This window comes from Azospirillum endophyticum, assembly GCF_016595245.1.
Taxonomy (GTDB): domain Bacteria; phylum Pseudomonadota; class Alphaproteobacteria; order Azospirillales; family Azospirillaceae; genus Azospirillum; species Azospirillum endophyticum.
Genome location: NZ_JAENHM010000060.1, coordinates 62086 through 84813, shown reverse-complemented (window position 1 = coordinate 84813; position 22728 = coordinate 62086). Strand labels below are relative to the sequence as shown.

Here is a 22728-nt window from a genome sequence, read left to right as displayed (position 1 = left end):
GAACGGGGGCCGGGCGGGCGGCGAACGACCGGCGGCGAGACCCGTGGGAGGTACTCTATAGCGCGACTCGCGGTAACTTTTCCACAGTTTCGACCCGCGTCCCGGCAATGCTGTGCCGTCGGGATAGGCCGTCCGCCACCGGGGGTGATTTCAGATGAAAGGAAATTCGCGTCGTCCCCGATGCGTATGGGCTGCTGGCGGCGGATGCCCGCGGCCTTTATACATCGGGGGCGACCGACCATGCCCGAGAGAGGAGCCTCCCCGGTGAAAGCGACATCCTGGCGGGCAACGCGCCTGTCCTCCTGGGGGCAGGCCCTGGCGGTCTACCGCGACCCGCGCGTGCTGGCGATCCTGTTCCTGGGCTTTTCCGAAGGGCTGCCGCTGGCGCTGACCGGCGCCACGCTGAATGTCTGGCTGACCGAGCAGGGCGTCAGCAGGACCAACATCGGGCTGTTCGCCCTGGTCACCATGCCCTATGCGCTGAAATTCCTGTGGGCGCCGCTGATCGACCGGCTGCGGCTGCCGGGGATGACGCGGCTGTTCGGGCGGCGGCGCGGCTGGGCGCTGACGGCGCAGGTGGCGCTGATCGCGGCATTGCTGGGGCTGGGAACCACCGATCCGGGGCGGGATCTGTGGTGGACGGCGCTGTGCGCGGTGCTGGTCGCCTTCTGCTCGGCCAGCCAGGACATCGTCGTCGATGCCTATCGCGTCGAGGTGCTGGAAGAGCATCAGCAGGCGGCCGGCGCCGCGGTGCTGGTGCTGGGCTATCGCTTCGGCATGATGGCGGCAGGGGCGGGCGCCCTCTACGTCGCCGAGTTCTACGGCTGGCGCACGGCTTACGAGGTGATGGCGGGGCTGGTGCTGGTCGGCATGGCGACCATCCTGCTGTGCCGCGAGCCGAAGGAGCCGCCGCCGAGCGCCCGCGAGCGGCTGATCGCCGAATGGCTGGCGCATCGGCCGCATCTGTCGGGACGCAGCGCGGTGGTGCTCGCCTGGATCTACGGTGCCGTGGTGGCGCCCTTCGCCCAGTTCATGGAGCGGCGCGGCTGGATGCTGATCCTGGCCTTCATCGCCAGCTACAAGCTGGGGGAGGTGCTGGCCGGCCAGATGTCCTCCACCTTCTATATCAGCCTTGGGTTCACCAAGGCGGAGATCGCCACCGTCAGCAAGCTGTTCGGGCTATGGGCGACGATCGCCGGCGGCCTGCTGGGCGGCCTGCTGGTCGGCAAGGTCGGGGTCCTGCGCGGCCTGATGATCGGCGGCATCCTGCAGATGGTGTCGAATGCCGGCTATGTCTTCCTGGCCTGGAGCGGCAACGACGTGTCGATGCTGGCGGTGACCGTGGCGGTCGAGAATGTCTGTGCCGGCATAGCGACCTCGGCCTTCGTCGCCTATCTCTCCAGCCTGTGCAACGTCGCCTATACCGCGACGCAATATGCGCTGCTCTCCAGCCTCTACAAGCTGGGCGGCGACCTGTTCGGCGCCTCGTCCGGCTGGCTGGCGGAGCGGATGGACTGGGTCAGCTTCTTCCTGCTGTCGATGGCCGGCGCCGTACCGGCGCTGTGCCTGCTGGTCTGGCTGATGGGCCTGCACCGCCGCGAGGGAGCCGCCGTCCCCGCCCAGTGATCGGCATGGCTGGACGGGGACGGCTTCGCCGAAGGAGCTTCAGGTCTTGGCGGATCAGCCCTTGGTCGTCGACTTGGTCTTGCCGGCGCCCGGTCCGGCGCCCAGGTCGGCGCCGGTGATCGGATCGGAATCGGGCTTCGACATGGTGCGGGCGGCCACGGCGTTGACGGCCGCCAGTTCGGAGGCGGCGAGCTTGACCGTCGGGTTGCCGTCGCCGCCGTTGACCGGGGCGTCGCCCATCTTGACGTCCACGAACTCCCACTGGGCGCCCTGGTTCCAGGGCCCGCGCATGTCGCCTTCGCCCTGGCTCGTGTTGTAGTACTTGTCGGTGTATTCCGGCTTGCCCGGCAGCTTGCCCGGCGGGAAGTTGTTGTCGATGGCGTAGAGCGCCTTCTCGAAGCTCTTCTGGTGGGCGATCTCGCGGGTCATCAGGAAGCCCAGCGCATCCTTCACGCCCGGATCATTGGTAACGTTGATCAGGCGCTCGTAGATGATCTTGGCGCGCGCCTCGGCGGCGACGTTGGAGCGCAGGTCGGCCGTCGGGTCGCCGATGCTGTCGATGTAGCCGCCCGTCCACAGCTGACCGGCCGAGTTCACCAGGGCCGGGCCGCCGCCATACAGCAGCGACAGGGTGTGGCTGCCGTTGCCCTGGGTGATGTTGGCGTAGAGATCGGCGGTCTCCTCCGCTCCCTCGGCCAGCTTGCCCTTCGCCCCCTTGGTCAGCATGGCGACGATCGAACCGATGATCTCCAGGTGGCTCAGCTCTTCCGTCGCGATATCGATCAGCATGTCCTTGCGACCGGGATCCTCGTCGGCCAGACCCTGGGTGAAGTAGCGCATGGCCGCGGCCAGTTCGCCCTGCGGGCCGCCGAACTGCTCAAGCATCAGGCTGGCGAGCACTGGATTCGGCTCCGACACGCGAACCGTGTACATGAGCTTTTTATTATGCATGAACATGCGAGGGACTCCTCCTGCCTCAGATGGCCCGCTTTGCGGGGGGGCCGCGGATCGGAGCGACCGGGACCAAGCCGTTTCGTGGCGGTCGCCGCGCAGGATGCAGGAGCCGGCAGGACAGGCCGTTCCGGATCGCTCTGGTGTCCTTAACCCAGGATCTTTAGAAGCGTTCCAGAGAAAATGCCTGTTTCGGAGTGCTATGACGGACGGATCGTAACGCTGACGGGAGGGATCGCCTTCCGTGTAGGGCTCGGCGGTTGGGCGGGCGCATCCACCCCGGCATGGCGCCGTACGGATACTCCCGCCCTCCCGGCCGTAAGCCGTTACTGAGCTTGCGCCCGGCAGGCTTCCAACGCGGAGATCGCCTTGCGGGTATCGTCCAGGTAATAGGTGTAGGCGTAGTCGTCGCCCTTGCCGTCGATTTCCATGTAGAGTTCACGGCCGTTCATCAGGGCTTCGATCGCCTTGGAGGTGGCCGGGATGCCGACGACGGCCATCGTCTTGTCGATGGCGGCACCAGGAACCTTGTCGCCCCATTTCTTGTCGACCGACAAGGAGATGTTGAGATCTTCCTTTTCCTTGAGCTTCCAGGCGGAGTCACTGAACATCAGCACCATGGCCTGGCCTTTGCTGGTATAGGCCAGGATGATGCCGGCAGTGTCCTTCGAATCGGTCTTCCATTCCTGGCTGATGGCGCAGTCCTTATCGATCTTGACGTCCCAAACGCCGATCTTGGTCTGGGCGTGGGCGGTGCCGACCGAGGTAACCGCCGCGAGACAGACGGCCGCTGCAAAAATTCCGCGCATGTTTGGGGTCATTTCCTAGGAAAATTGTTCGTACCACTATGGTATGTACTGCAATCGAGATAAATCCAGGGTTTTCAGGTCCGAGGCGTGGAAATCAACGGGTCCAGGAGCGGAAGACTCCGCTCCTGGACCCGTTGTGGAACTCCTGCCGTTGTCGCGTGGGGAAAGGCCGGTCGTTCAGATCGTCTTTTCCGGCTCCGCCTTCTCCCGCATCAGGACGAATTCCTCGGCGGTCGAGGGGTGAAGCGCGATGGTGCGGTCGAAGTCGCGCTTGGTGGCACCGCAATTCAGCGCGATCGCCATCGACTGCATCATCTCCGGCGCGTCCATGCCCATCATGTGGCAGCCCAGCACGCGCTGGCTTGCGCCGTCCACCACCAGCTTCATCAGCACCCGTTCGTCCCGCCCGGACAGCGTGTGCTTCATCGGACGGAAGCCGGCCTTGTAGATGTCGACCTGCGGGTATTCGGCGCGGGCCTGCATCTCGGTCAGACCGACGGTGCCGAGCGGCGGCAGCGAGAACACCGCGGTCGGCACGTTGTCGTAGCCGATGTGCATCGGGTTGTCGTTGAACAGCGTTTCGGCCAGCGCCCGTCCCTCGGCGATGGCGATGGGGGTCAGCGCCATGCGGTCGGTGACGTCGCCGATGGCGTAGATGTTGTTGACGGATGTGCGCGACCATTCGTCGACCGGGATCGCGCCGGAGCCGCTCAGGGTGATGCCGACCTCTTCCAGCCCGAGATTCTTCGTGTTCGGGCTGCGGCCGGTGGCGGCCATCACGAGGCCGGCCGAATGCTCGCGGCCCAAATGGTCGGTCAGCGTATAGCCGCCGGCACCCTTGATCAGCTTCGCCGGCTTGCAGCGCGAGATGATGGTGATGCCGCGCTTGCGCATCTCCTGCGCCAGGGCCACGCGGATATCGTCGTCGAACCCGTTCAGCAGATCATCGCCGCGGATCATCAGCGTCACGTCCGCGCCCAGCCCGCGGAAGATGCTGGCGAACTCGACGGCGATGTAGCCGCCGCCGATGATCAGCACGGAATGGGGCAGCGTCTCCAGGTGCAGCGCCTCGTTGGAGGTCGCGGCATGCTCGATCCCCTCGATCGGCGGCAGCGACGGCCAGCCGCCGGTGGCGATCAGGATGTTGCGGGCGGTGTAGCGCTTGCCGTCGACCTCCACCGTGTGGCGGTCGATGATCCGGCCGAACCCCTCGAAGAGGGTGACGCCGGAGTTCTTCAGCATGGTGATGTAGATGCCGTTCAGCCGGTCGATCTCGCTATCCTTGCGCGCGATCAGCGTTTCCCAGTCGAAGGACGGCATGGGCGCGCTCCAGCCATAACCGGCCGAATCCTCGAAGCCATCGCGGAACTGGGCGGCATAGACCAGAAGCTTCTTCGGCACGCAGCCGCGGATCACGCAGGTGCCGCCGACGCGGCTGCCCTCGCAGATCGCGACCTTGGCGCCGTAGGACGCGGCACGCCGGCTGGCGGCGACACCCCCGGACCCCGCCCCGATGGTGAAGAGGTCGAAATCGAACTCGGCCAAGGCCGTCTCCTTCCGCAACTGGACCCATATCTCAAGAGAGGTTTCCACGAATGATCGCGGTCCGAAAGGATATGGGGTCGAGGCGGGTATTGGGAAGCGCGCCGTCAGCGCAGCAGCATGTCCTGGATCAGCACTTGTCGAAGCTTCAGCGGCCGCATGGTCTTGTTGGCGACGTAGCGCAGGGCGTCCTTGATATAGGCCGGCCCTTCCGCCCCGCGCAGTTCGGCGGGATCGACCTCCAGCAGGCGCCGGCTGATGGCGTCGGCGATGTGCGGCAGGTGAGGCGTGACCGTTTCCAGCGGGGTCGCCGGATCGAATTCCAGGACCGCCCGCAGGCGCAGCTCCTGCAGACGACGGCCGTCGTTCAGCGTGACGGTCAGGGTCGGCAAGGCGGCGTAGACGGCCGGAGCCGATGCCGCCGCGATCCGGGGAGGGGCGTAGGCGCCTTGGGCGGGAGCCGGACGCAACAACAGCGCGCCGCCGGCCCCGGCGCCGGCAAAGGCGATCATCAGTCCCAGCAACGCCAGAACGATCCTGTTGCCGGTCCCGTCGAAGGAGGGCAGGGTGTTCCGCTCGGAGCCGGCGGACATTGATGACTTGCTCATGCCGCCCTGCTGGAGTGTTGCCGCCTAGTCGGTGCGGGAACTTTAGAAGCGCGGAAGTGGTAGGTCAAATAAAGGTATTTTATCTGGTTTTTCCTCTGATTGTTGAAGGATGTGAGGCGAACGACTGCGGCGTCGCGGCGATGATTTTCAGGAGAATTCGCGTCATCCGCATGATGACGGGCGCAGGGCGCCCAGACGGAAAACGCAATGCAGCCATCCGCTGCCGGTCGACGGGGCGGCAAGCCTCTTCCCCCGCTCCCCTTGGGCGTATAATGCTGGAATTCCACCACAACTGGCCGGCCGCCTGTTCGGCGGCCCGGCCATCCATGACGAAGCATTGCACGGCCATGCGCAGACACATGCGCAGACGGAGGCGGAAGGCGAGGGTGACGGGTATGAGCGACAGCGATAACCGGTCGGCTGGCGGCCGGTCAGAAGGCGGTCGGCCGGCCGGCAACGGGCCGATGGCCCTCCACCCATCCTCGTCCGCTGTCCCCGACTGGACGGACACCTATTTCCGCCGGACCAAGGAAGCGGTGGGCAAGTTCGGCGACAAGACCGTCACCTATGCCATCTTCATGCGCCGCCCGGTGGTCTGCGCCCCCAGGCTGGCGGTGGAGTGGCTGGAGGCGGTGGCGCGCGAGCGCAACACTAGTTTCCAGATCGAGTTGAACTATCCCGAGGGAAAATGGGTCGGTGCCGGCGAGCCGATCATGTACATCACCGGCTCCTTCTACCATCTGGTCGATTGCGAGACGATCCTGCTGCAGAAGCTGGGGCCGGCCAGCGTCGCCGCCTACAACGCCTTCACCATGTGCGCCGACCTGCCGAAGGTCGCCTTCCTCGCCATGGACGCCCGCCACTGCGCCGGGACGGAGATGGCGGAGATGATGGCCTATGCCGCGTCCGTCGGGTCCGACCGCGCCAGGCGCAAGGTCGGTGCCAAGGGCTTCATCGGCAACGCCACCGACGCCACCGCTCCCTATTTCGGGCAGGCCAAGGGCATGGGCACCATGCCGCATGCCCTGATCGGCTATGCCGGCTCGACCGTGCGTGCGGCGGAGATGTTCCACGAGACCTTCCCCGAGCTGTCCCTGACCGTGCTGGTCGATTATTTCGGCCGCGAGATCACCGACGGGTTGGAGGTCTGCCGCCGCTTCCCGCAGCTGGCCGCGGAAGGCAAGCTGGCGCTGCGGCTCGACACCCCCGGCGGCCGCTTCGTCGAGGGGCTGGACCCGCCCGGTTCCTATGCCGTGCTGGAGCGCCACGCCCCGCATGCCATCCGTGGCTATCGCGACGAGACCCAGCTCCGCTACCTGATCGGCACCGGGGTATCGGCCGCCGCGATCCACTATGTGCGTGAAAGGTTGGACGAAGCGGGATTCCCGGCGGTGAAGATCGTCGCCAGCAGCGGCTTCGGCCCGGCCAAATGCCGCCTGATGGCGGAAGCCGACGCGCCGGTCGACGTGATCGGCACCGGCAGCTACCTGCCCGAACGCTGGACCGAGACCTACGCGACGGCCGACATCATCGAGTATGACGGCGAACGCCGCGTGAAGGTCGGCCGCGAATTCCTGTTCCGGCGGTAGCCGTCCCGAACGAGAATTCTCCCTCTCCCGCCCCGGGAGAGGGAAGGGGCCCAAGCGCAGCTTGGGAAGGGTGAGGGGTGATCCAAGGATCAAGTCCATGTTCGGATAGCCCCTCACCCTCCCCGCCCTCGGCGGGTCCCCTCCCTCTCCCGGGGCGGGAGAGGGCGTTATCTCTCACCCCAAACGCTTCGCGATCAGCCGCCCGCGCACCGGTGCGGTGTCGGTCACCGTGACCGAGGCGAGCAGGCGGCGCTCCGCCTCGGCTGCCCGCTCTTCCGTACGGGCGTGCAGGATCGCCAGCGGACGTTCGCCCGGTCCCACCGCATCGCCCAGCCCGGCGACCTCGTCGAAGCCGACGGCGAAGTCGATGGCATCGGTCGTCCTGGTCCGGCCGCCACCCAGCGCCACCACCGCCATGCCGACGCCGCGGGTGTCGATGGCGCCGACGACTCCGGCATGGTCGGAGAACACGGGGCGGACGATGGGCGCGCGCTCCAGATGGCGGTCCGGCTGCTCCAGCAGGTCGGCAGGTCCGCCGAGCGCCGCCACCATGCGGGCGAAGCGCTCCGCCGCCGCGCCGCTGGCGATGGAGCGGTCAGCCATGGCCCGGCCGGCGGCGGCGTCCGGCGCCAGCCCGCTCAGCGCCAGCAATTCCGCCGCCAAGGCCGCGGTCACCTCGTAGAGCCGCGGTTCGGCCGGCTCGCCGCGCAGGATGGCGAGGCATTCGCGCATCTCCAGCGCGTTGCCGGCGCTGTGCCCCAGCACCTCGTTCATGTCGGTCAGCAGGGCCACCGCCGGCAGGCCGGCGCCCTTCGACACGGTGACGATGCTGTCGGCCAGCGCTTCGGCGTCCTCGAAGCGCTGCATGAAGGCGCCGCTGCCGAACTTCACGTCCATCACCAGCGCATCCAGCCCTGCGGCCAGCTTCTTCGACAGGATCGAGGCGGTGATGAGGTCGAGCGATTCGACCGTGGCCGTCACGTCGCGGATGGCGTAGAGCCGCTTGTCGGCCGGGGCGATGTCGTCGGTGGCGCCGATCACGGCGCAGCCGACCTCCTTCACCACCCGGCGCAGCAGGTCGTTGTCCGGCTTCGCACGATAGCCGGGGATGCTCTCGAACTTGTCGAGCGTGCCGCCGGTGTGGCCGAGGCCGCGTCCCGATACCATCGGCACGAAGCCGCCGCAGGCTGTCAGCATCGGCGCCAGGATCAGGCTGACCTTGTCGCCGACGCCGCCGGTCGAATGCTTGTCGATCACCGGACCGGGCAGGTCCAGCGACCGCCACTCCATCACCGTGCCGGAATCGCGCATGGCACGGGTCAGCGCCACCCGCTCGTCCAGGCTCATGCCGCGGAAGAAGACGGCCATGGCGAAGGCCGAGGCCTGGGCTTCGGACACGCGGCCGTCGGTGATTCCGCGGACGAAGTCCTGGATGGTGGCGGCGTCCAGCGGTTGGCCGTCGCGCTTGGCACGGACGATCTCCTGCGGGAGCATGCCTCAGTAGCCTCCCGCCGGGGCCGGTTCGCGTTCGCCTTCCCGCTCGCCGTGCCCGGCCGACGCCAGCAGCGCGTCGAGCAGGCTTGAGGCGCCGAAGCGGAAGGTCTGCGGCGTCGCCCAGCCATCCCCCAGGATGTGGTCGGCCAGCGCCAGGTAACGTGCGGCCTCCGCCGCGTCGCGGATGCCGCCGGACGCCTTGAAGCCGACCGGCTTGCCCGATTCATAGATGCTGTCGAGCATCACCGCCGCCGCCGGCAGGGTCGCGGCCGGCTGGGTCTTGCCGGTGGAGGTCTTCAGGAAGTCGGCCCCGGCGGCGATGGCGTCGCGCGCCGCCCAGGCCAGCAGGTCGGCGTCGGGGAAGGCGCCGGATTCCAGGATCACCTTCATCAGGGCCTTGTCGCCGCAGGCCTCGCGGCAGGCCTTCACCACATTGATCGGCTGGGTGCGGGCGCCGTCGATGAAGGCCTTGTAGGGAAGCACGACGTCGATCTCGTCGGCCCCGTCGGCGATGGCCCGCCGGGTCTCCGCCGCCACCGAGGCCGCGTCCGCCTCGCCGGTCGGGAAATTCACCACGGTGGCGATCTTCACCGGCGTGCCGTCCAGCGCCTTGCGCGCGGTGGGGACGAAGCGCGGCCAGACGCAGACTGCGGCGACCGGTCCCACCGGGGTGACGGCGCGGGCGCAGAGATCCTCCACCACCCGGTCGCTGTCGTCGCCGTTCAGGCTGGTGAGGTCGAGCATGCCCACGGCCCGACGTGCCAGATCGGCGTCGGACGGGGCGTTGGCGCTGGCGTCCAGCGCGCTTTGCAGGTCGGCAGACAGTTTCATGACCGGGACCCGTCCTTTTCGTGAAGGCGTTCGAGGAAACCGACCAGCAGGCGTTCCAGGTCGGCGGCTGCCGCCGATGCGGCGGTCAGGGTCTGGTGATGGTCGACCGGCCCGTCGCCGAGCCCGACCCCCAGGTTGGTGACGACCGCGCAGCCGACGACCCGCAGGCCGCAATGGCGCGCGACGATGCATTCCGGAACGGTGGACATGCCGACGGCGTCGGCACCGAGCAGCTTCATCATCCGCACCTCGGCCGGCGTCTCGAAGGACGGTCCGGGATAGGCGGCATAGACGCCTTCCGCCAGGTCGATGGCGAGGCTCGCCGCCACCTCCTTCAGCAGGCTGCGCAGCGCCGGGTCCCAGGCGTCGGTCATGCTGGGGAAGCGCTCGCCGAAGGCCTCGTCGTTCGGGCCGGTCAGCGGGTTGGCGCCCAGCAGGTTCAGATGGTCGGTGATCGCCATCAGCCGGCCCGGCCCGACCTCCAGCCGCAGCGAGCCCACCGCGGCGGTCAGCACCAGCGTGTCGCAGCCGGCCAGCTTCAGCGCCCGCACCGCGGTCTTCAGCGCATCGAAGCCGTTGCCCTCATAGGCATGGACTCGGCCCTGCATGCAGGCTACCTCGACGCCGCCGAGCTTCCCGACCACCAGCCGTCCGGCGTGGCCGGACACGCTGGGGATCGGGAAACCGGCGATGTCGGTGTAGGGGATGGGAACGGAGTCGGCGATGCGGTCGGCGATCCCGCCCAGGCCGGAGCCCAGCACGATGCCGACCCGCGGCCGATGGCCGGGAGCGCGATGGAGGATGTCCGCGGCGGCGCGGGCTGCGGTCATGTCGGGGAACTCCGCTCAGAAGGCTAAATTGGTCGGGCCGAACGATTCGGGCAACAGCGTCTCCAGCGAAAAGCTCCGCCGCAGGCCGGCCGGGTCGCAGATGTGGATCGGCGTCTCCGGCGCCGCGAACTCGCGGATGCGCTGGCGGCAGCCGCCGCAGGGGGTGCAGATCTCTTCGGCTCCCGCCTCGCCACCCATCACGACGATGGCGCGGATGCGGCGGTCGCCGGCGGTGACCATGGCGCCGATGGCGGTCGCCTCCGCGCACTGCCCTTGCGGGTAGGCCGCGTTCTCCACATTGCAGCCGGCGAAGATGCGGCCCGAGTCACCGAGGATGGCGGCGCCCACCCTGAAGCTGGAATAGGGAGCGTGGGCGTTCTCGCGGGCGGCGCGGGCCGCTTCGATCAGTTGCGCAAGCTCGGGTGTGTCGGCCATGGCCTCAGCGTTCCTTGACGTAGGGGATGCCGCTCGCCTTCGGGGCGACGGCCTTGCCGACGAAGCCGGCCAGCAGCAGGACGGTCAGCACATAGGGCAGCATCTGGATGAACTGCACCGGGATGACGCCGATGCCGGGCAGCACCACCCCCTGGAGGCGGACCTGCACCGCATCGGTGAAGGCGAACAGCAGGCAGGCGAACAGCGTCGGTCCCGGCCGCCATTTGCCGAAGATCAGCGCCGCCAGCGCCAGATAGCCCTTGCCGGCGGTCATGTCGCGGACGAAGCCGGCGCCATGGCCGGTCGACAGGTAGGAGCCCGCCATGCCCGTCAGCACGCCGGTCACCAGCAGGGCCTGATAGCGCAGTTTCGCCACCGACAGGCCGGCGGTGTCGACCGCCGCCGGGTTTTCACCGACCGCCCGCAGCCGCAGCCCGAAGCGGGAGCGGTAGAGCACCCACTGGGTGGCTACCACCAGGACCAGCGTCACCCAGATCAGCACGTTGTTGCCGTCGAACAACTCGCGATAGATCGGCCCGAGGACGGGGATGCCGGCCAGCGCCTCCACCCCCGGCAGTTCGACGGCGGGGATGCGGGCCTGGGCGGGCAGGAGCGGGGTCTGGCCGCCCTGCTGGAACCAGGCATAGGCCAGCGTCGGCGCCAGCCCGGCGACCAGGATGTTGATCGCCATGCCCGACACCACCTGGTTGCCGTTGTGGGTGATGCAGGCGAAGCCGTGGACCAGCGCCAGCGCCACCCCGGCGGCGATGCCGGCCAGCAGCCCGAGCCAGGGGTTCAGCGTGGCGGACGCGACGGCGGCGGAGAAGAAGGCGCCGGCCAGCATCTTGCCTTCCAGCCCGATGTCGACCACGCCGGCCCGTTCGCAATACAGGCCGGCGAAGGCGGCCAGCACCAGCGGCGTCGCCACGCGGATGGTGGCGCTCAGCAGCTGCAGCGCCAGAAGAAGCGCATCCTCCATCGCTCAGCCCCTCCCCGCATTGCTGGCCGCGACTGTGCCGCGGCGGCGGAACAGAGCCTCGACCTGCGGCTTGAACAGGTTTTCCATGGCACCGGCGAACAGGATGACCAGCCCCTGGATGACCATCACCAGTTCGCGGTTGATCGTCGGATATTCGAAGGACAGCTGGCCGCCGCCCTGGGCCAGGACCCCGAACAGCAAGGCCGCCAGAATGATTCCGACCGGGTGGTTGCGCCCCATCAGAGCCACGGCGATGCCGACGAAGCCGACGCCGCCGGTGAAGTTCAGGATCACCCGGTGCTGCACGCCGAGGATTTCGTTGACCCCGACGAAGCCGGCGAGCGCGCCGGAGATCAGCATGGCGACGACGATGTTCCGTGCCGGCGAGATGCCGGCATAGACCGCCGCCCGCTCGTTCCGGCCGACGGTGCGCAGCTCGTAGCCCCAGCGGGTCCGGCGCAGGAAGACATGGAACAGCAGGCAGCAGGCCAGCGCCCACAGGAAGGACAGGTTCAGCGGCGAGGCCGGGATCGTGATGCCGAACCAGCCGAGCGCCCGGTCCATCGACGGCAGCCAGACGCCGGGATCGAACTCGCGGGTCTCGGGCGACTGGCTGCCCGGGCGGATCAGCACGTCCACCAGCAGCCAGGTCATGATCGACGCGGCGATGAAGTTGAACATGATCGTCGTGATGACGATGTGGCTGCCGCGCTTGGCCTGCAGCCAGGCCGGGATGAAGGCCCAGGCGGCGCCGAACAGGGCCGACGCCAGCACTGCCAGCAGCGCCACCACCGGCCAGGGCCAGCCGGTCAGCGCCAGCGCCACCAGTCCGGCGCCGAGCCCGCCCAGATAGGCCTGCCCCTCGCCGCCGATGTTGAACAGCCCGCAATGGAAGGCGATGGCCACCGCCAGCCCGGTGAAGATGTAGTCGGTGGTGTAATAGAGGGTGTAGCCGATGGCCTCCGGGTATCCCAGAGCCTCCGACAGCAGCAGCGACAGCACGTCCACCGGGTTCTCGCCGATCACCAGGATCACCAGCCCCGACAGCACGAAGGCGGCGAGGAGGTTGAGAACCGGCAGCAGCGCATACCCGACCCAGCCCGGCACGGCGCCCGGCTGACCCTTCCCCGACCCGCTCAGCAGCACCGGCGTCTCCTGGATTGCCCCGCCGGGATTCTTAACCGCCAACGCTCTGCCGACCAAGCGTTTCGTCGCGCCGGAAAACCGATCAACGCTGGGGAATCGGAAGCGTCACAAATCTCTTGCCGCATCGCAACATTCCGGCATTCTATATCCATATATATTTTATGGTCATGGAGCATGCCCGATGCCGCTCGACATTCCGCAGACCTTCCGCCACCACGTCTTCTGCTGCGCCCAGCAGCGCCCGCCCGGCCATCCGCGCGGCAGCTGCGCCGCCAAGGGCGCGCATCCGCTGTGGCAGCGGCTCGACCAGAAAATCCAGGCCAAGGGGCTGACGGATGTCGGCATGGCGATGACGGGATGCCTCGGCTTCTGCTCAGCCGGCCCGCTGATGGTGGTTTATCCCGAAGGCATCTGGTACCGCCCGGAAACGGTGGAGGACATCGATGAGATCGTCGATTCGCATCTGATGGAGAATGCACCCGTCGAGCGGCTGGTGATGGTGCTGACGCGGTGAGGTGTAGGCTTCGATTGCCCCCTCCTAACCTCCCCCGCTGGGCGGGGGAGGGACTTCCGCTGCCTTCCCGGACAAGCACTTACCCCCTCTCCCGCCTAGCGGGGGAGGGCTGGGGTGGGGGCAATCGAAGCCGACACTTCCAAAACCCCACGCCTACCAGACCTGCGGTTGCGGCATTGGGACGCGGGGGCATTTGCCCATAATGTGGGCAACCCCCGCCATCGCCTGTCCGAATCGATCCCATGACCGACGCCGAAACCGCCGACCTGCTGCCTGCCGAGGCCGATTCGGTTCCCTATGCCGTCGGCTGCTTCCTGGGGGCGATCCTGCTGTTCGCGGCGATGGACACGCTGATCAAGGTCCTGACCGCCGACTATCCGGTGCCGCAGCTGATGTTCGTCCGCTCGCTGGTCGCCTTCCTGCTGGTCGGCGGCTACACCTTGACCTGCGGCGGCGGGATCGCGGCGATGCGGACGCGGCGTCCCCTGGGCCATGTCTGGCGCGCCTTCGCCGGGCTGATCTCCATGGGCTGCTTCTTCTATGCCTTCCGGGAACTGCCGCTTGCCGACGTCTATGTGCTGAGCTTCGCCGGGCCGCTGTTCATCACCGCGCTGTCCGCCCCGCTGCTGGGGGAGCCGGTGGGCTGGCGCCGCTGGGCTGCGGTGGTGGTCGGCTTCGGCGGCGTGGTGGTGATGGCGCAGCCGTCGGCCGGGGCGCCGCTGGTGCCGGTGCTGGTCGGGCTGACCGCCGCCCTGTTCTACGCGCTGGCGGCGCTGGCGGTGCGCGGCCTGTCGCGGACGGAGACCAGCGCGTCCATCGTGCTCTATCTGCTGCTGACGACGACGGTGGTCAGCGGCGCGCTGGCCGTGCCGGTCTGGACGGCGCCGACCGCCTTCGCGCTGGGGCTGATGGCGCTGGTCGGCGCGATCGGCGCCGGGGCGCAGGTCCTGCTGACCCAGGCCTTCCGCCGGGCTCCGCCGGCGGTGGTGGCGCCCTTCGAATATACCGGCATGGTCTGGGCCAGCCTGTTCGGCTGGATGGTGTTCGGCGACCTGCCGACCGTGCCGGTCCTGGCCGGCGCCATGGTCATCATCGGCAGCGGTCTCTACATCCTGCATCGTGAAACCCTGGTGGCGCGCCGCCGGCTGGGTTCTTGACAGGACGGGGCCGGCGGCGACACTCTCGCCGCCTGTTCACGGCTGGGGTGCCCGTGCGGATGCCGGTTCGGCGGCCGTGCGGGCTGAGACACACCCATCGAACCTGATCCGGGTCATGCCGGCGAAGGGAGCCGACCGGAACCAGACGGACCTGCTGCAAACCTGCCGCAAACGCCCCGTCCCCTCCGCGTCGCCTCCGTCGCCGGCGCGTGTTGAGGAGTTTTTCGGTCATGCGGCGCGCGCTTCCCCTTCTGATCGGCCTGCTGGCGGCCTCATCCATCCTGTCCCCGGCCCTATCCCCGGCGGCCCGTGCCGACGATACGCTGTCCTTCCCGGTGCTGGTGCCGCTGACCGGCTTCCTGTCGCTGGAGGGCACTAGCCAGCGCAACGGCGCCGTCCTGGCGCTGGGGCAGACCCCGGCCGGCGTCGCCATCGCGTCCGAGGTCGTCGACACCGGCACCTCGCCCGAGGCGGCGGTGACGGCGCTGGAGCGGGCGGGCGGCCGCGGTACCGTCGGGGCGGTGGCCGCCAGCATGCTCGGCACCCAGATGCTGGCGATGCTGCCGCTGGCCCAGGAGCTCAAGCTGCCGCTGGTCACCGTGTCGGGCACCGCCTCGATCACCGAGCAGGGCAATCCCTGGGTCTTCCGCTTTTTCCCCGGCGATGCCGTGACCAAGGCCGCCCACGCCCGCTACGTGGTGGAGGAACTGGGCAAGCGGCACCCGGCGGTCATCTACCAGACCACCGCCTATGGCCAGAGCGGCAAGACCCATCTCGACGCCGCCTTCAAGGCGCTGGGCGTCACGCCCGTCTTCGAGGAAGGGGTGGACCCGGCGGCCAAGGACCTGCTGCCCGTGCTGACCAAGGCACTGGCCGCCAAGCCGGACGTGCTGGTGCTGCACCTGCATTCCGGCCCGACCGCGTTGCTGCTGCGGCAGGCGGCGTCCAGCGGCGTGGCGCTGCCGATCGTCGCCGGCTCCGCCATGCACCAGCCGAGCACCGCGGCCTTGCTGGAGCCGGCGGAGCTGAAGGGCGTCTGTGCCGAGACCGCCGCCTCGCCGATCTCCGGCGGCACCCCGGAGGTCAAGGCCTTCACCGACGCCTACCGCGCCGCCTTCGACAAGGAGCCCGACGCCTTCGCGCTCGGCCAGTATGACGGCATGACCATGGTGCTGGAGGCGGTGAAGGCCGGCGCCCGCAGCCCGGACGCCATCCGCAAGGCTTTGTCCGCCGAGACGTTCAAGGGCCTCGCCATGACCTACAAGTCCGACGGCAAGGGCAACATGGCCCATTCCGCCGTCATCGTCTGCTATGACGGGACCAGCCGCGTGCCGGTGCTGGCGAAGCGGTACGACGACCCCGCGCTTGCGGCGAAGTGAGCGGATGGCGGCGCTTCAACTGCTGGTCAACGGGGTGGCGCTGGGGGCGGCCTATGCCTTGGTGGCTCTCGGCTTCGTGCTGGTGTTGAACGCCACCTCGGCGGTGAATTTCGCCCAGGGCGACCTCGTCATGGCCGGCGGGCTGCTGGCGGTGGCGCTGGCGCCGCTGATCCCGCTGCCGGGCATCGTCCTGCTGCCGGTGGTTCTGGTGCTGATGGCGGTGCTGGGGCTGCTGCTGGCGCTGGCGGCCTATCTGCCGCTACGCCGCCGGCCGCCGGTATCGGTCTTCATCAGCACCATCGCCGTCGGCATCATCCTGCAGAACGGCGCGGCCATCCTGTTCGGGCCGGAGCCGCGCGCCGCGCCGCCGCTGTTCGGCGACGACACCCTGCGGATCGCCGGGCTGGCGGTGCCGGAACAATCGCTCGCCATCGTCGCGGTGGCGGCCCTGCTGATCGGGGCGCAGCAATGGGTGTTCGCCCGCACGCAGCTCGGCCGCCGTCTTCGCGCCACGGCGCAGGATCCGGAGATGGCGCGCGCCTGCGGCGTGCCGGTCACCGCGATGATCCTGGTGACCTTCGCCATCGGCGCCGCCTGCGCCGGGGCGGCCGGGCTGCTGCTCGCCAACCGCTATTTCGTCACCCCGACGGCGGGTGGGGACCTGATCCTGAAGGCCTACATCGCGGTGACGGTGGGCGGCTGGGGGTCCGTGCCGGGGGCGGTGGTGGGGGCGCTGCTGATCGCGCTGTTCGAAATCGGGGTGTCGTCGGTGCTGTCCTACCCGATGGCGCTCGGGGCCTTGTACCTGACTCTGCTGGCGATCCTGGTGTTCCGTCCGCAAGGACTGTTCGGCGAAGCGGTGCGTCGCCGTGGCTGAGCGATCCTCCCCATTGGAGATTCCCTCTCCCCCCCGGGGAGAGGGTCAGGGTGAGGGGGTTCCGTCTGCCGGACGATCCTCGCCGCGCATCCCCCTCACCCCAACCCTCTCCCCGGGGGGGAGAGGGAGCAGGGTCGGGGTGGAGAGCGTCGTGCTGGGGACCGGCGCGCTTGCCCTCCTGGTCTACGCGCTCGCCTTCGCCTCCCCCTACGGCCTGCGCGTCCTGACGGTCGCCGGCGTCTATGCGCTGGCGACCTTCGGCTTCCAGATCGTCTTCGGTCTCGGCGGCGCGCTGTCGCTGGCGCAGGGCGCCTTCTTCGGGGTCGGCGCCTATGTGACCGGCATCCTCGGCAGCCGCTACGGGCTCGGCTTCGAGGCGACCTTCCCGCTGTCGATGCTGGTCCCGCTCCTGCTGGCCCTGCCGGTCGGTCTGGCGGTGCTGCGGCTGGAGTCGCATTACTTCGCGCTGGCGACGCTGGGGATCGCGCAGGTGCTGCATCTGCTGGCGGTGAACCTGCCGGATTTGACCGGCGGCTCCAACGGGCTGGCCGGGGTGCCGCCGGCGGTGCTGTTCGGCTGGACGGTGCCGCGCGGGCTGCCGATGGCGGGGCTGGTCTGGGGGCTGGTGGCGCTGGGCGGGCTGATCGGCTGGCGGCTGGCGCGCGGGCGGCTCGGCCGGTCGCTGACCATGCTGCGCGACGATGCGCTGGCGGCGGCGACGCTCGGGCTCGACGTCGGGCGGTTGCGGCTGGCCGCCTTCGGCATCAGCGCGCTGTTCGCCGGGGCCGCCGGAGCGCTGGCCGTCCACACCCAGCGCGTCGTCTCGCCGGAGGTGCTGGAGTTCCCGGTCATGGTCTCCATCCTCACCATCGCCATCGTCGGCGGGCGCGGGCGGATGGCCGGAGCGGTGCTGGGGGCGGTGCTTCTGCTGCATCTGCCGGAATGGTTCCGTTTCCTGGAACGCGGCTATCTGGTCGTCTACGGCGTGGCCCTGCTGGCGACCGTGGTGCTGGCACCGGACGGGTTGACCGGGCTGCTGGACCGGATCGCCGCCCACCGGATCGCCGTCCGCCTGTTCGGCCGCAAGCCCCGCCCCCTGGCGGCGGCGAAGGAGCCGCCGCTCCCGCCCGCCCATCCTTCCGGTCTGTCGGTGGAGGGTTTGCGGAAGTCCTTCGGCGGCGTGCGCGCGGTGGATGGCGTGTCGCTGGATCTGCGGCCGGGCATCATCACCGGGCTGATCGGCCCCAACGGGTCGGGCAAATCGACGGTGATCAACCTGCTGTCCGGGCTCGAGCGGCCGGAGGCCGGACGGGTGCTGCTCGGCGGGCAGGAGGTCACCGGTGCCCGCGCCGACCGATTGGCCCGTGCCGGGCTGGCGCGCAGCTTCCAGGCTGCGGCGCTGCCGGACGAAGCGGGCGTGCTGGAGGCGGTGGCCGCCGCCCGCCTCGCCGTCGATCCCGACGCCGCGACCGCAGAGGCGCATGCCCGCTGGGCGCTCGACCGGCTGGGCGTCGGCGGCCTTGCCGGCCGGTCCTGCGACGGGCTGCCGGCGGCGCTGCGGCGACGGGTCGAACTGGCCCGCGCCCTGGTCCGCCGCCCGGCGGTCCTGCTGCTCGACGAGCCCGCGGCCGGGCTGACCGACGGCGAGAAGGCCGAACTGGCGGCCGTGCTGCGCGATCTGGCGGGGGAGGGGATGGCCGTCCTGCTGGTGGAGCATGACATGGGCTTCCTGCTGCCGCTCGCCGGCCGGGTCCTGTGCCTCGACCGCGGACGGGTGATCTATGATGGGCCGGCCGATGGCGTGCGCCGGAATTCGGCGGTTGCGGAGGCCTATCTCGGCCCGGCGGGTTCGGCATGACCATGTTGCTGAGCGTCGATGGCCTGACTGCCGGCTATGGCGGAGCGCGCGCGCTCGACGGTGTATCGCTGGGTATCGAGGCGGGGGAGACGGTGGCGCTGCTCGGTGCCAACGGAGCCGGGAAATCGACGCTGCTGAAGGCGCTGCTCGGCCTCGTGCCGGCGCGGGGCGCCCTGCGCTTCGACGGTGCCGATCTCGGCGGCCTCGCGACGGAAGCGCGGGTTCGGCGCGGCATCGGCTATGTGCCGGAGGGGCGGCGGGTCTTTCCCGGGATGAGCGTGCGCGACAATCTGGAGGTCGCCGGCCTGCCCGCTGCCCGCGACCGCGCCCGGGACGTCGAGCGCGTCTTCGCCCTGTTCCCCGATCTCGCCGCCAAGAGCGGGGAGCATGCCTGGCGCCTGTCCGGTGGCCAGCAGCAGATGCTGAGCCTGGGGCGTGCCCTGATGGGCCGGCCGCGCCTGCTGCTGCTCGACGAACCGTCGCTCGGCCTGTCGCCCAAGCTGGCCGACGAGGTCTTCGCCGCAATCGGCCGCATCGCCGCCGCCGGCACCGCCGTGCTGCTGGCCGAGCAGAGCGCCGTGCGTGCCCTGAGGGTCGCTCCGCGCGCCATATTGCTGCGGCTGGGCCGCGTCGTTGGCGACGGGCCGGTGGCATCGCTGTCGGAGGAGGCGCTGCGCGACGTGTTCTTCGGAGGGTGAGACGACGCCCCTGCGTGTCCCGTGCAACAGGTGTCTGCCTCCTGCAACAGGTGGGGCGGTTGGGCTTGCGGATGGGGACGGGCACGGATAGCTTCGCCGCCGCAACCATCTATGGATTACCTCGTGATGATCGCCCGCTTTGCCGCTCCGCTGTCCGCGCTTCTCCTGCTGGGTGTGGCGTCGGCTCCGGCGGTGGCCGAACTGGTGCCGGTCCAGCCGACGATCCCCCCCGCCGCCTATTACGGACTGCCCGAACCGGAGGCCGAGATCGTCGTCCCCGGCGCCCCGGCGCAGGACGCCAAGCCGGCTGGGAAACCGGCCGAGAAGCCAGACGGCAAGCCGGGCTCCGCGCCGCCGCCCAAGCCCGACGGGCCGGGCGAGCTGATCGAGAGCTGGGACGGCGGCGCCGCCAAGAAGAAGGACGGCAGCTTCGCCTATTGCGTGGTGGAGGGCGAATTCACCTCCGGCCATGTCCTGATGTTCGCCCGCAGCCCGAAGGGGGAGACCAACATCGGCATCGGCATCCCCGGCGCCGACCTGCCCAAGGACGGCGAATGGCCGGTGACCATCGAGGTCGACAAGAAGCTGAAGCGGGAACGGGTCGCCATCGCATCGCAGCCGGACATGCTGGTGGTCTCCACCGGCAAGGACGAGGACCTGATCAACGCCCTGATGGGCGGGAACGAACTGGTGGTGTCGTCGGCGACCGACCGCATCGTCTTCAAGCTGGCCGGCACCAAGAAGGTGCTGGGTGACCTGAGGACCTGCGTCGACAAGGGCGGCAACGTCCCGCCGATCAAGGTCGCCGCCGGCCGCCCGGCCGAGAAGAAGAACCGCTTGCCGGAAGGGCTGGACAGCCTGCTGACGGCCGCCGGCGTCCATGACGCCGAACTGGTGCCGATGGACAAGGTGCCGCAGGACCGCCGCCCGGCCGACGTCGCCTGGCGCTTCGGCCCCATCGTCGGCGGCATCCGCGAACGTGCGGTGGGCGAGGGCGCCAAGTTCGAGGAACTGTCGGACGGTTTCGCCGACGCCATGAAGCAGCGGTGCGAGGGGACGCCGACGGTCAGCCTGAACCCGTCCGAACAGGCCGGTTCGGTCTGGCTGCGCACGGGATCGGTCGATTGCGCCATGCAGCAGGGCAAGCTGCATGTCAGCTTGAACTTCCTGCTGTCGCAGCGCCGGCTGTTCACCGTGATCTTCCACGAGGCCGGCGAGCCCGACGTCGTGCTGGCGGACAAGGTCCGCGACAATCTGGCCCAGGTGCTGCGCCGCGCCGGAACGGCGCCGCCCCCGCCGCCCGCGCCCCCGCCTGAGCCCCAGGCCGGCACGGAAGCGGCGCCGGTTCAACAGAAGCCGGTCCAGCAGGCGCCCGCAACCCAGACCTCCCCGGCGGCTCCGCCTGTGCCCGCCCCCGCTCCATCCGCTCCGTCGGCTCCCCCGCCGGCGACGGTGAAGCCGCAGCCGAAACCGCAGCCGGCCAAACCCTGACGGAACTCACGCCCGTCCAGCCCATTGTCCCCGTACGGAAGTCCCATCGATCAGCGTGACAATGCCTGACAACTCCGCCTCCCTCGACGGCGTGGGCGACAACGCCCGCGCCGGAAGCGACCCCTATGCGACGCTCGATGCGTCCGCCGCCACCACCGTGTCCGACCGCTGGAGCGTGCGCAACAGCGCGCTGGCCGTGGTGGTGCTCGCGGCGCTGGTCGGCGGGGCGGTGGGGCTGGCGGTCGGGCTTCTGCACGAAGCGGTGCTGCTGATGCAGGCGCTGGTCTTCGACCTGCCGGAGGGCGAGCGGCTGGGGCAGGGTGCGCCCGACCTGCTGCGGACGCTGGGTGTCCCAGCGGTGGGCGGGTTGCTGCTGGGCCTCCTGTCGATGCTGGTGCGGCGCTGGCGTTCCAACGCCATCGTCGACGCAGTGGAGGCGAATGCGCTCTACGGCGGCAAGATGTCGCTGATCGACAGCTTGCGGCTGACGGTGACGACCGCCCTGTCCAACGCCTCGGGCGCGTCGGTCGGCATGGAGGCGGCCTATACCCAGGCCGGTGCCGGGCTGGCGTCGGCGCTGGGCCAGCGTCTGCGGCTGCGCCGCGCGGATCTGCGCACCATGGTCGGCTGCGGGGCCGCGGCCGCCATCGCCGCGGCCTATCATGCCCCACTCGCCGGCGCCTTCTACGCCTTCGAACTGGTACTCGGCGGCTATACGCTGGCGGTGCTGGCCCCGGTCGGGGCGGCGGCGGCGCTGGGGGTGGCGGCCTCGGCCCTGCTGACCGGCGGCGAAATGCCGCTGGCGCTCGGCCGGCCGGTGCAGATCGCCGGCTGGGATTATGCCGCCTGCGGCGTCGTCGGCTTCCTCGCCGGCTGGCTGAGCATCCTCGCCATGCAGGCGGTGACGGTGGCGGAACGCGGGTTCAACCGCCTGCCGGTTCCGCGCTGGGCGCGTCCCGCCATCGGCGGGCTCACGGTCGGCGCGCTGGCCCTGGCGGTGCCGGCCGTGATGGGCAGCGGCCCCGGTGCCGTGCCTCCGGAACTGGCCGGCGGCGCGCTGGCGCTGGCCTTGACGCTGGTGGCGAAGATCCTGGCCTCGGCCCTGTCGCTGGGCTCGGGCTTCCGCGGCGGCCTGTTCAGCGCCTCGCTGTTCATCGGCGGGCTGTTCGGCGGCCTGCTGGGCCAGGCCACCGCGGCTTTCATGCCGGGGCTGGGGATCGACAGCGGCCTGCTGCTGCTGGTCGGCATGGGGTCGGTCGCCGCCGGCGTCGTCGGCGCGCCGGTCACCATGGTGCTGCTGGTGCTGGAGACGACGCAGGATCTGTGGGCGGCGTCGGGCGTGCTGATCGGGGTGGTGCTGTCGACCACCGTGGTGCGGCAGGCCTTCGGCTATTCCTTCGCCACCTGGCGCTTCCACCTGCGCGGCGTACCGATCCGCGGGGCCTACGACATCGGCTGGCTGTCGGAGCTGACGGCCTTCCGGCTGATGCGCCGGGATGCCAAGACGGTACCCGCCAGCCTGACGGTGGAGGCGCTGCGCCGCCTCTACCCGCTGGGCTCGACCAAGGCGGTCTTCGCGGTGGACGAGACGGGCCGCTATGCCGGCATCGTCGACATGTCGGTCATCCACGATCCCGACCAGAGCGCCGCCGCCACCGAGACGCGGGTCGGGTCCTTCGCCCGCAATGCCGACGCGGTGCTGATGCCCGGCGACGATGCCCGCACGGTGCTGAACCGTTTCGGCAGCGAGGAGGTGGAGGCCTTGCCGGTGCTGTCGTCTCCCACCGACCGGCGGATCATCGGCTATGTGACGGAGTCCTTCGCGCTCCGCCGCTACTCCCAGGCGCTGGAGCGGCAGCGCGGCGAGGATCTGGGCGAGCGCGGGCTTTGGGGCCGCGACTGAGCGGGTTCCCC

At 69.6% G+C, this 22728-nt stretch carries 20 protein-coding genes and 1 riboswitch; of the genes, 10 read left to right on the top strand and 10 right to left on the bottom strand.

What is annotated here, in order from left to right; all coding sequences use genetic code 11:
- Window positions 1-264: 264 nt before the first annotated feature.
- Window positions 265-1626 carry an AmpG family muropeptide MFS transporter gene (locus JHL17_RS21705; RefSeq protein ID WP_345773854.1) on the top strand — a complete coding sequence of 454 codons (1362 nt, stop codon included), beginning with the start codon at window positions 265-267 and terminating at the stop codon, window positions 1624-1626.
- A 54-nt stretch (window positions 1627-1680) separates the two neighbouring features.
- Here JHL17_RS21705 and JHL17_RS21700 read toward each other — a convergent pair whose 3' ends face one another.
- The 4 genes from JHL17_RS21700 to JHL17_RS21685 form a co-directional block, all read right to left on the bottom strand.
- Complete coding sequence (locus JHL17_RS21700; RefSeq protein WP_200196337.1) at window positions 1681-2583, bottom strand: manganese catalase family protein; 903 nt, start codon at window positions 2581-2583, stop codon at window positions 1681-1683.
- 320 nt (window positions 2584-2903) lie between these two features.
- On the bottom strand, window positions 2904-3386 hold the full coding sequence (locus JHL17_RS21695) for a hypothetical protein (RefSeq protein ID WP_200196335.1): 483 nt from the start codon (window positions 3384-3386) through the stop codon (window positions 2904-2906).
- Between the two features lie 177 nt (window positions 3387-3563).
- A complete protein-coding gene (gene gor, locus JHL17_RS21690; RefSeq protein WP_200196333.1) occupies window positions 3564-4931 on the bottom strand; it encodes a glutathione-disulfide reductase in 1368 nt (455 codons plus the stop codon).
- 104 nt (window positions 4932-5035) lie between these two features.
- Window positions 5036-5536 (bottom strand): flagellar basal body-associated FliL family protein, encoded by a 501-nt coding sequence (locus JHL17_RS21685; protein ID WP_200196331.1) that lies wholly within the window; start codon window positions 5534-5536, stop codon window positions 5036-5038.
- 464 nt (window positions 5537-6000) lie between these two features.
- On the opposite strand from JHL17_RS21685, the gene JHL17_RS21680 reads away from it, so the two are divergent.
- Complete coding sequence (locus JHL17_RS21680; RefSeq protein ID WP_200196741.1) at window positions 6001-7125, top strand: nicotinate phosphoribosyltransferase; 1125 nt, start codon at window positions 6001-6003, stop codon at window positions 7123-7125.
- 174 nt (window positions 7126-7299) lie between these two features.
- Here the strand turns inward: JHL17_RS21680 and deoA are convergent, their stop codons facing one another.
- From deoA to JHL17_RS21650, 6 genes are read right to left on the bottom strand one after another with little or no spacing between them, the layout of a single operon-like run.
- On the bottom strand, window positions 7300-8619 hold the full coding sequence (gene deoA / locus JHL17_RS21675; RefSeq protein ID WP_200196329.1) for a thymidine phosphorylase: 1320 nt from the start codon (window positions 8617-8619) through the stop codon (window positions 7300-7302).
- Window positions 8620-8622: 3 nt separating this feature from the next.
- Window positions 8623-9450 (bottom strand): deoxyribose-phosphate aldolase, encoded by an 828-nt coding sequence (gene deoC, locus JHL17_RS21670; protein ID WP_200196327.1) that lies wholly within the window; start codon window positions 9448-9450, stop codon window positions 8623-8625.
- The gene (locus JHL17_RS21665) at window positions 9447-10280 is read right to left on the bottom strand and encodes a purine-nucleoside phosphorylase (protein WP_200196325.1); all 834 of its coding nucleotides are present in this window, start codon (window positions 10278-10280) and stop codon (window positions 9447-9449) included. Before JHL17_RS21665 ends, deoC begins: the two co-directional genes overlap by 4 nt.
- A gap of 15 nt (window positions 10281-10295) precedes the next feature.
- Entirely contained in the window at window positions 10296-10715 is a 420-nt protein-coding gene (cdd, locus tag JHL17_RS21660) for a cytidine deaminase (RefSeq protein WP_200196323.1), read from the bottom strand.
- A gap of 4 nt (window positions 10716-10719) precedes the next feature.
- Window positions 10720-11694 carry an ABC transporter permease gene (locus JHL17_RS21655; protein ID WP_200196322.1) on the bottom strand — a complete coding sequence of 325 codons (975 nt, stop codon included), beginning with the start codon at window positions 11692-11694 and terminating at the stop codon, window positions 10720-10722.
- Window positions 11695-11697: 3 nt separating this feature from the next.
- Window positions 11698-12840: an ABC transporter permease subunit gene (locus tag JHL17_RS21650; protein WP_200196740.1), complete on the bottom strand. Its 1143-nt coding sequence runs from the start codon at window positions 12838-12840 to the stop codon at window positions 11698-11700.
- Between the two features lie 181 nt (window positions 12841-13021).
- On the opposite strand from JHL17_RS21650, the gene JHL17_RS21645 reads away from it, so the two are divergent.
- The 8 genes from JHL17_RS21645 (at window position 13022) to JHL17_RS21610 (ending at window position 22717) form a co-directional block, all read left to right on the top strand.
- Window positions 13022-13354 carry a (2Fe-2S) ferredoxin domain-containing protein gene (locus JHL17_RS21645; protein ID WP_200196321.1) on the top strand — a complete coding sequence of 111 codons (333 nt, stop codon included), beginning with the start codon at window positions 13022-13024 and terminating at the stop codon, window positions 13352-13354.
- A 242-nt stretch (window positions 13355-13596) separates the two neighbouring features.
- Window positions 13597-14511 (top strand): DMT family transporter, encoded by a 915-nt coding sequence (locus tag JHL17_RS21640; protein ID WP_200196320.1) that lies wholly within the window; start codon window positions 13597-13599, stop codon window positions 14509-14511.
- 33 nt (window positions 14512-14544) lie between these two features.
- Window positions 14545-14658: riboswitch (TPP riboswitch) on the top strand.
- Between the two features lie 83 nt (window positions 14659-14741).
- Complete coding sequence (locus tag JHL17_RS21635) at window positions 14742-15890, top strand: ABC transporter substrate-binding protein (RefSeq protein WP_200196319.1); 1149 nt, start codon at window positions 14742-14744, stop codon at window positions 15888-15890.
- 4 nt (window positions 15891-15894) lie between these two features.
- Window positions 15895-16767, top strand: coding sequence for a branched-chain amino acid ABC transporter permease (locus JHL17_RS21630; RefSeq protein WP_200196318.1), 873 nt, complete (start codon window positions 15895-15897; stop codon window positions 16765-16767).
- Window positions 16768-16906: 139 nt separating this feature from the next.
- Window positions 16907-18625: an ABC transporter permease subunit gene (locus JHL17_RS21625; protein WP_200196317.1), complete on the top strand. Its 1719-nt coding sequence runs from the start codon at window positions 16907-16909 to the stop codon at window positions 18623-18625.
- Window positions 18622-19323, top strand: a complete 702-nt coding sequence (locus JHL17_RS21620; protein ID WP_200196315.1) for an ABC transporter ATP-binding protein — start codon at window positions 18622-18624, stop codon at window positions 19321-19323. Before JHL17_RS21625 ends, JHL17_RS21620 begins: the two co-directional genes overlap by 4 nt.
- A gap of 126 nt (window positions 19324-19449) precedes the next feature.
- Window positions 19450-20814, top strand: a complete 1365-nt coding sequence (locus JHL17_RS37735) for a hypothetical protein (protein WP_282189344.1) — start codon at window positions 19450-19452, stop codon at window positions 20812-20814.
- Window positions 20815-20875: 61 nt separating this feature from the next.
- Complete coding sequence (locus JHL17_RS21610; protein WP_200196311.1) at window positions 20876-22717, top strand: chloride channel protein; 1842 nt, start codon at window positions 20876-20878, stop codon at window positions 22715-22717.
- Window positions 22718-22728 lie beyond the last annotated feature (11 nt).

What these genes read in the sequence shown, in the direction of transcription:
- JHL17_RS21630 (WP_200196318.1), top strand. Translation starts at nt 15,895, where the DNA reads ATGGCGGCGCTTCAACTGCTGGTCAACGGGGTGGCGCTGGGGGCGGCC.
- deoC (WP_200196327.1), bottom strand. Translation starts at nt 9,450, where the DNA reads ATGAAACTGTCTGCCGACCTGCAAAGCGCGCTGGACGCCAGCGCCAAC.
- JHL17_RS21645 (WP_200196321.1), top strand. Translation starts at nt 13,022, where the DNA reads ATGCCGCTCGACATTCCGCAGACCTTCCGCCACCACGTCTTCTGCTGC.
- cdd (WP_200196323.1), bottom strand. Translation starts at nt 10,715, where the DNA reads ATGGCCGACACACCCGAGCTTGCGCAACTGATCGAAGCGGCCCGCGCC.
- JHL17_RS21665 (WP_200196325.1), bottom strand. Translation starts at nt 10,280, where the DNA reads ATGACCGCAGCCCGCGCCGCCGCGGACATCCTCCATCGCGCTCCCGGC.
- deoA (WP_200196329.1), bottom strand. Translation starts at nt 8,619, where the DNA reads ATGCTCCCGCAGGAGATCGTCCGTGCCAAGCGCGACGGCCAACCGCTG.
- JHL17_RS21700 (WP_200196337.1), bottom strand. Translation starts at nt 2,583, where the DNA reads ATGTTCATGCATAATAAAAAGCTCATGTACACGGTTCGCGTGTCGGAG.
- JHL17_RS21655 (WP_200196322.1), bottom strand. Translation starts at nt 11,694, where the DNA reads ATGGAGGATGCGCTTCTTCTGGCGCTGCAGCTGCTGAGCGCCACCATC.
- JHL17_RS21695 (WP_200196335.1), bottom strand. Translation starts at nt 3,386, where the DNA reads ATGCGCGGAATTTTTGCAGCGGCCGTCTGTCTCGCGGCGGTTACCTCG.
- JHL17_RS21610 (WP_200196311.1), top strand. Translation starts at nt 20,876, where the DNA reads ATGCCTGACAACTCCGCCTCCCTCGACGGCGTGGGCGACAACGCCCGC.
- JHL17_RS21685 (WP_200196331.1), bottom strand. Translation starts at nt 5,536, where the DNA reads ATGAGCAAGTCATCAATGTCCGCCGGCTCCGAGCGGAACACCCTGCCC.
- JHL17_RS21680 (WP_200196741.1), top strand. Translation starts at nt 6,001, where the DNA reads ATGGCCCTCCACCCATCCTCGTCCGCTGTCCCCGACTGGACGGACACC.
- JHL17_RS37735 (WP_282189344.1), top strand. Translation starts at nt 19,450, where the DNA reads ATGATCGCCCGCTTTGCCGCTCCGCTGTCCGCGCTTCTCCTGCTGGGT.
- JHL17_RS21640 (WP_200196320.1), top strand. Translation starts at nt 13,597, where the DNA reads ATGACCGACGCCGAAACCGCCGACCTGCTGCCTGCCGAGGCCGATTCG.
- JHL17_RS21620 (WP_200196315.1), top strand. Translation starts at nt 18,622, where the DNA reads ATGACCATGTTGCTGAGCGTCGATGGCCTGACTGCCGGCTATGGCGGA.
- JHL17_RS21635 (WP_200196319.1), top strand. Translation starts at nt 14,742, where the DNA reads ATGCGGCGCGCGCTTCCCCTTCTGATCGGCCTGCTGGCGGCCTCATCC.